The sequence below is a fragment of the Bacillus bruguierae genome (assembly GCF_037104725.1).
Taxonomy (GTDB): Bacteria; Bacillota; Bacilli; order Bacillales; family Bacillaceae_G; genus Bacillus_A; species Bacillus_A bruguierae.
Genome location: NZ_JBAWSX010000011.1, coordinates 161,948 through 168,290, shown reverse-complemented (window position 1 = coordinate 168,290; position 6,343 = coordinate 161,948). Strand labels below are relative to the sequence as shown.

General features: G+C 35.5%; 7 protein-coding genes. 4 read left to right on the top strand and 3 right to left on the bottom strand.

Annotation, left to right across the window (positions count from 1 at the left end; genetic code table 11):
* Positions 1–522: 522 nt before the first annotated feature.
* The 3 genes from WAZ07_RS18030 to WAZ07_RS18020 all read right to left on the bottom strand — a co-directional run bounded on the left by WAZ07_RS18030 (position 523) and on the right by WAZ07_RS18020 (position 2,279).
* Positions 523–834: a DUF3915 family protein gene (locus WAZ07_RS18030; RefSeq protein ID WP_336473559.1), complete on the bottom strand. Its 312-nt coding sequence runs from the start codon at positions 832–834 to the stop codon at positions 523–525.
* Positions 835–1,057: 223 nt separating this feature from the next.
* Positions 1,058–1,276 (bottom strand): hypothetical protein, encoded by a 219-nt coding sequence (locus WAZ07_RS18025; RefSeq protein WP_090914149.1) that lies wholly within the window; start codon positions 1,274–1,276, stop codon positions 1,058–1,060.
* A 385-nt stretch (positions 1,277–1,661) separates the two neighbouring features.
* A complete protein-coding gene (locus tag WAZ07_RS18020; RefSeq protein ID WP_336473558.1) occupies positions 1,662–2,279 on the bottom strand; it encodes a nitroreductase family protein in 618 nt (205 codons plus the stop codon).
* Between the two features lie 299 nt (positions 2,280–2,578).
* Between WAZ07_RS18020 and WAZ07_RS18015 the strand changes: the two genes are divergently transcribed.
* The 4 genes from WAZ07_RS18015 (at position 2,579) to WAZ07_RS18000 (ending at position 6,327) form a co-directional block, all read left to right on the top strand.
* Entirely contained in the window at positions 2,579–3,871 is a 1,293-nt protein-coding gene (locus WAZ07_RS18015; protein WP_336473562.1) for a GGDEF domain-containing protein, read from the top strand.
* A gap of 98 nt (positions 3,872–3,969) precedes the next feature.
* The gene (locus WAZ07_RS18010; protein ID WP_336473557.1) at positions 3,970–5,109 is read left to right on the top strand and encodes a serine hydrolase domain-containing protein; all 1,140 of its coding nucleotides are present in this window, start codon (positions 3,970–3,972) and stop codon (positions 5,107–5,109) included.
* Positions 5,106–5,990 carry an NAD(P)-dependent oxidoreductase gene (locus tag WAZ07_RS18005; protein ID WP_336473556.1) on the top strand — a complete coding sequence of 295 codons (885 nt, stop codon included), beginning with the start codon at positions 5,106–5,108 and terminating at the stop codon, positions 5,988–5,990. Before WAZ07_RS18010 ends, WAZ07_RS18005 begins: the two co-directional genes overlap by 4 nt.
* Before the next feature lie 4 nt (positions 5,991–5,994).
* Complete coding sequence (locus WAZ07_RS18000; RefSeq protein ID WP_336473555.1) at positions 5,995–6,327, top strand: DUF3909 family protein; 333 nt, start codon at positions 5,995–5,997, stop codon at positions 6,325–6,327.
* Positions 6,328–6,343: the final 16 nt, after the last annotated feature.

Below are 6,343 nucleotides of genomic sequence, written 5' to 3'. Positions count from 1 at the left end.
TCACTTTTCTTTATAATCCAGCTCCAGCGGCTAGAACAGTCGGTGGCTTCGCATCTTCCACCGAGGCAAAAAGCGCCTCTATGTCAGAAGCTCCATCCCCCACTTGTTCTGAGCGAGCCGCTTTCACTTTTCTTTATAATCCAGCTCCAGCGGCTAGAACAGTCGGTGGCTTCGCATCTTCCACCGAGGCAAAAAGCGCCTCTATGTCAGAAGCTCCATCCCCTCTTGTTCTGAGCGAGCCGCTTCCGCTTTTCTTTATAAGTCACTGCTCTGTAGAATACAACATGACCGCTACTCGCTTTCTCCTTTTGTTTTAAACCCTGCATGTGGCAAAAAAAGGCCCTGACCGCTTCTATGCATGGCCAGATGCTCTCGTCCGTCTAAAAAGAAAGAGGATTTTTATGTCGATTTTTTACTTGTATATATCTAATTGTTTTCGAGTTAATTAACTTTTCATATTTGTGAGTAGTACATAAATAAAACCAGGAAAGCTATTGCTTTCCTGGGAAGTACTGATTCTTATTAGAAAACGATAGCTACAACGTCATTTGGGCAAACACGTAATAAACCAGATCCTGGTATATTGCCACCTGAGAAAAGTGCTACGCCATTTGAGAAGCCCTCAAATACAACGTTATTAAAAGTACCGTTATCTCTAATTGTTAATAGAGCGATTTGAGTACCGATTGAAAGATTTCTAAGAACATTACATAAACGATTTCTATGATCATCATCGTGTTTCATGTGGTGATCGTGTTTTATGTTGTGATCGCGCTTTATATGGTGATCACGTCTATCGCAGTTACAGCCATCAAATCCAAAACATCCGAACATAATTCTCACCCCCTTCACATTAATAAGATATGCTCTAGGTACATGCTTTGCTTGGACGTAGTGAAGAATTTTTTTAGATTTTTTCCTAATTTTTAGGAAAGGAATAAATGTTTTAGGTAGAATGTTGTTATTCTTCTTATAACATATGAGAAGAGAGAAATGAGAGTTTGGACAAAAGCTGATATGGAAATAAAAAAGACTGCCCCTTTTTTAAAGGCAATCTTTATATTTTTTTGCTTTTATATAAAACAATGATATATACAGGAAGTGCTAACAGTAATGGTGCAAAGGAGCGAGGGGTATACTGACTAATTTCTGATTGAAGCGTTGTTTCTTTTGAAAACTGTAGCATCGCAATATTTGTCATATCCCCAACGAAGTACAGAAGCAGTACTGTGACTATGTAGCACAATATGGCGATAAAGCTTCCATATAAATTCAACGAAAATCCCTCACTTGTTATCAATTTGTTACTATTGTATCATAATTGTAACAAAAAAGCATCTTTAGATCCCAACCTGTCATTTTTGGGTAGTAATTCTCATTTAAAATTCAGAGAGAAGTGAAGAAGATAGATAGAGGATAATGTGCCCGATTGGTGAGAGCTTTCCATTAGTGGGGGATGAAAAAACCCTCCATTGATGGAGGGTTCACTTTATCCCGCTATTCGTGGGCAGTAATACTCCCACCTCAAAATTCAGCGGAAGCATCGTCCAGCTCCAGTGGCTAGAATGTTCGGTGGGAGATAAACTGCCCGTAAAATCCCGATTGGTGAGGGCTAATAATCAGTGGGGATGAAGAAAACCTCCACTGATTAAAGTTTCACTTTATTTTGCCCATTCTGTTACTTGTTCTACGCTCATGCGTGGTGCTGGGTGCCCTTCTAATGTAGATTCACCAATTGTAATTAACATGATTGGGATGTAACGAGAAGAAATGTTAAACTCTTCCATTAACGCCTGTGGGTTAAATCCTCCGATTGCACATGTATCCCAACCAGTTGCTTTTGCTGCAAGCATAAGTTGCATTGCTGCTAAAGATGCATTTGAGAACGCTGCATCACGCGGATATTGTTCACGTTGATATGCACTTTCAATATTTTGGGCTAAACGATTTTTTGCTTCTTCTTGCATAAGTCCTTGTTCTACAAGTGGGTTGTATACAGAATCAACATTTTTATATGCTTCTAGGTCGCCTAATATAGCAACAACTGCAGAGGCATCCAGAATTTGTTGTTGATTATATGCGATTGGATGTAAACGACGCTGCGCAGCTTCTCCTTGGAATACAAGGAATTTCCAATGTTGTAGATTCCATGCTGATGGTGCTTGGCCAGCAGCTTTTAAAATATCATATAGTTCCTCTTGTGAAATTTCTTTTTCAGAGTTGAAAGCACGATTAGATGTACGTTCGTATAAAACAGTAAAGAAATCTTGCTTTGTCATTATAGTTCCTCCAAGCTTTGTTTCTATTTGTAAATGATTTTAAATGTAATAACGTTCTTTACTTACATTTTGTAAGTTAGTACTGTAAAAGAATATAATATATACATTTCTATTGTCAAGTCTTTTGAAAAAGATATAGAAAAAAGAAGATATTCGCACAGACGTCTTATTTATTGTTGACATACAATAAAAGATGATACGGAGCTTCAATTGAAGCTACCATGTGATAGTTTGTTGAACAAATCAAGTTCTTTTAAGTTTGTAAGAATGGGATAAATGAAGTGAGTGAAAGCCTAATGGTGAACATTCTACATTTTTTATTGGAACATACAGTTTTTCAAAATGTATTACAGGATCTCGATATGAATGTTTTGTATATTGAAGATGGTCATAACGAGAGGCATACAGTTGCAATGGTAAAGCCAAAGTGCTTGTTTTTGGCACATAGTTTTGAAGAAGGGAAAATATTGTTTGAAAAAGTTCAGCCACAAATCGTGATTATATACATTTCTAAAGCTTCTCAGGTTGATTTTGTGAAAGAACTATTCACTTCAGGTATTTCGTTTATCATTGTATGGAGTGAAGAAGTGACATATCAATTTGTTGACTTAATTAAGCTTGGTGTACGAAACATCGTCTTACCACCAATTACACCGCAATCTGTACTTGCTGAAGTGCAAAAGAGTGTATATGAGTTGTCATTAGTAAAACAAGTCATATTACAGCAAGAATTACTTCAAATGATATTTGATTTTCAGAATGATTTATTGTTTATTGTAGAAGATGATGAAATTATAGATTGCAATACGAATTTTTTACGTTTTTTCGGATACGAAGATCTTATGTCATATCATGAGAACCATATGACATTTGCAGAACATTTTGCGCAGGAGAGTGGGTATTATATCGCGGAAAATAATACAATGTGGATTGATGATTGCTTAACACAATCGAGAAAAATTAAAATGTATAATGAGATTGGAGAAGCGAGTGTATTCTTGTTACGCATTGCTCCAATGCCTAATGATATATCGAGATTGATCGCTACATGTACAGAGATTACAGAACTAGAAGAAGAATATAAAGAGCAGGAGCGTTTAGCAACAATTGATTCCCTGACAAATGTTTATAATAGGATGAAATTTCAAAGACTATTTTCAGAAGGTTGGGAAACTGCTATACGAATGAATCAATCGTTTGCTCTTGTTTTATTTGATTTAGATGATTTCAAAAAAGTAAATGACACATATGGTCATGATTTTGGAGATTTAGCATTGGTACAATTGGCGGAACTTGTAACAGCAAAATTACAGACGCATCATGTTTTTGCACGGTGGGGTGGAGAGGAATTTATTATTTTTTTATCTCAAACAACAGAAAAAGAAGCATTTCAAATTGCAGAAGCACTCCGATTTTTTATTGAAACGAAAAAATTTTCTGGAATTTCAAAGATCACGGCAAGCTTCGGTGTTGCTGCATTTGAAAATGGAATTACAAAAGAAATGTTAATGCATCGAGCAGATGTTGCACTATATGAAGCGAAGAAGAAGGGGAAAAATCAAGTGTGTTTATATCGAAAAGAAAAAATGTAATATTTTTCGCAACAAATTGTTGCGATTTTTTTTTATTGACGGATAATGGAAAAGGGGGGGAGAGTTAATATTTAAGATGCGATGGAGGATTTTTAGAAATGAAGACGTTATGGAGTATAATTATTTTTTTACTTTCTATTTTATTAGTGGGGAGCTATTTCTTTTTTAAAGTACCTGCTAAAAAAGAAGCTCAATCAATAAAAACAACTGCCCCTGCTAATACAACGAAAGAAAAAGAAAAAGAAGAAGAAAAAGAAAAAGAAATTGATTATACTGCTGTTACCCAAAAATTAGATCAGTATCTAAAAGATAAACAATTTAATGGATCAGTCCTTGTTTCAGATAAAGGTCGAACAATATTAGATAAAGGGTATGGCTATGCGGATGTACAAAAACAAATTGAAAATACATCGCAAACAAAATATCGGATTGGTTCTATTACAAAAACGACAATTGCTGTGTCGATTTTACAGTTGCAAGAACAAGGAAAGTTAAATATACAGGACAATGTGCATACGTATATTCCGTCTTTTCCTGCTAATAAAAATATTACATTATATCATTTATTAACGCATACATCAGGACTTCCTGAACACGGGAAAGGGAAAGTTAATGCGGCATCTCGACTTAATTTAGTAACGTGGCTTGGACAACAACCAACTACTTTTCAACCGGGACATGGCTGGTTATATACAGATTATAATTATATGTTGCTAGCTTATATTGTAGAAAAAAGCTCGGGACAATCTATAGCACAATACGTTAGAGAGCATATCTTTATTCCAGTAGGAATGACAGAGTCAGGTATGGGAGAGGCACCGGAAGGAGATACAAATTTTTCAAAAGGATATAAAAAGAAAGAGAATGAGCTTGTATTAGCCCCGAACTTAATCATGAATTGGTTATATGGATGCGGTGAGATGTATACAACAGTAAATGATATGAAAAAACTAGACGAAGCAATTATGGCAGGTAAACTTATTTCGCCTGAAAGTTTAAAATTAATGTTAACACCATCTCCAGAAAGAAAATACGCATTTAGCTTTTATATATATCCAGATTATTATCACAATCATGGCGTACTTTCGGGATGGAATACATTTAATAACTTTAATTGGGATAAACAATTATTTGTCATTGTATTTTCAAATGTGCAAAATGGAATTAATGATGAGTTTAATACTGAATTTCGCAAACTTGTAAGTGATTTATTAGAAAAAGAGGAGATGAGAAGATGAAGCAGTTATTACCACCAACTTCCATTGGTTTTGTTGGTACTGGTGTTATGGGAAAGAGTATGGTGCGTCATTTACTAAAGGCAGGTTATATGGTGTACGTATATAATCGTACAAAAGAAAAAACAGCAGATTTAATTGAAGAAGGTGCACATTGGTGTGATTCTCCAAAGGAAATTGCAAAAACAGTAGATGTCGTAATGACTATGGTTGGATATCCGCATGATGTAGAGGAAGTATACTTAGGTGCAAATGGAATTCTTACTCACGCAAAACAAGGAACGATTACGATCGACTTTACAACATCAACACCAACTTTGGCGAAACGTATTTACGAAGAAGGAAAGAGTAAGGGGATTTATGTATTAGATGCCCCTGTATCGGGCGGAGATATTGGAGCAAAAGAAGGGCGTCTTGCAATCATGATTGGTGGAGACGAAGAAGTATATAAAGCATGTTTACCATTATTCGAACTGTTAGGTAAAAATATTATGTTGCAAGGAAAAGCAGGTAGCGGTCAGCATACAAAAATGTGCAATCAAATTGCTATTGCATCTAATATGCTTGGTGTATGTGAAGCACTTGCTTATGCAAAAAAGGCGGGATTAGATCCAGAAAAAGTGTTACAAAGTATTTCTACTGGTGCAGCAGGCAGCTGGTCATTAAGTAATTTAGCACCTCGTATGTTACAAGGTGATTTTGAACCAGGATTTTACGTGAAACACTTTATGAAAGATATGAACATTGCTTTAGAAGAAGCAGAAGAGCTTGGATTATCTGCACCTGGCCTAACTCTTGCAAGGGAATTATATGAGCAATTAATGCAAGATGGTGAAGAAAATAGCGGAACACAAGCATTGTATAAACAGTACATAAAGGAGTGATTGTATGAGTTTAGAAAAATTCGATAATATCATTCGCACAGTACAGTGTACAGAAACGATTGTCATTAATGATAAGCAAATGGCTGCGTTTAAAAAGAAGTATAACTTTGAACCGGTATTTGAATATGGCAGAGATGCAACAGGTCGTTATGTTATTCGAACAACGAAAGAAATGCTAGAAGAAATGGAATTCTATTTAGCGCTAAAGTATGAGCGTAATCTCATTGATTTATATATGAATGCAGAAGTAGACGGAAAATTTTATGTTTCGGTTAGCTACGGAGACGATGCACTTCATTTACAGGAGTTGTTTCAATTTTTAAAAGAGAATAAATAAAAAAGTCCTCATATGA

Bases quoted from the DNA above. Each gene is read 5' to 3' on its own strand.
- WAZ07_RS18030 (WP_336473559.1), bottom strand. From the start codon at position 834: ATGTTCGGATGTTTTGGATTTGATGGCTGTAACTGCGATAGACGTGAT.
- WAZ07_RS18020 (WP_336473558.1), bottom strand. From the start codon at position 2,279: ATGACAAAGCAAGATTTCTTTACTGTTTTATACGAACGTACATCTAAT.
- WAZ07_RS18010 (WP_336473557.1), top strand. From the start codon at position 3,970: ATGAAGACGTTATGGAGTATAATTATTTTTTTACTTTCTATTTTATTA.
- WAZ07_RS18005 (WP_336473556.1), top strand. From the start codon at position 5,106: ATGAAGCAGTTATTACCACCAACTTCCATTGGTTTTGTTGGTACTGGT.
- WAZ07_RS18000 (WP_336473555.1), top strand. From the start codon at position 5,995: ATGAGTTTAGAAAAATTCGATAATATCATTCGCACAGTACAGTGTACA.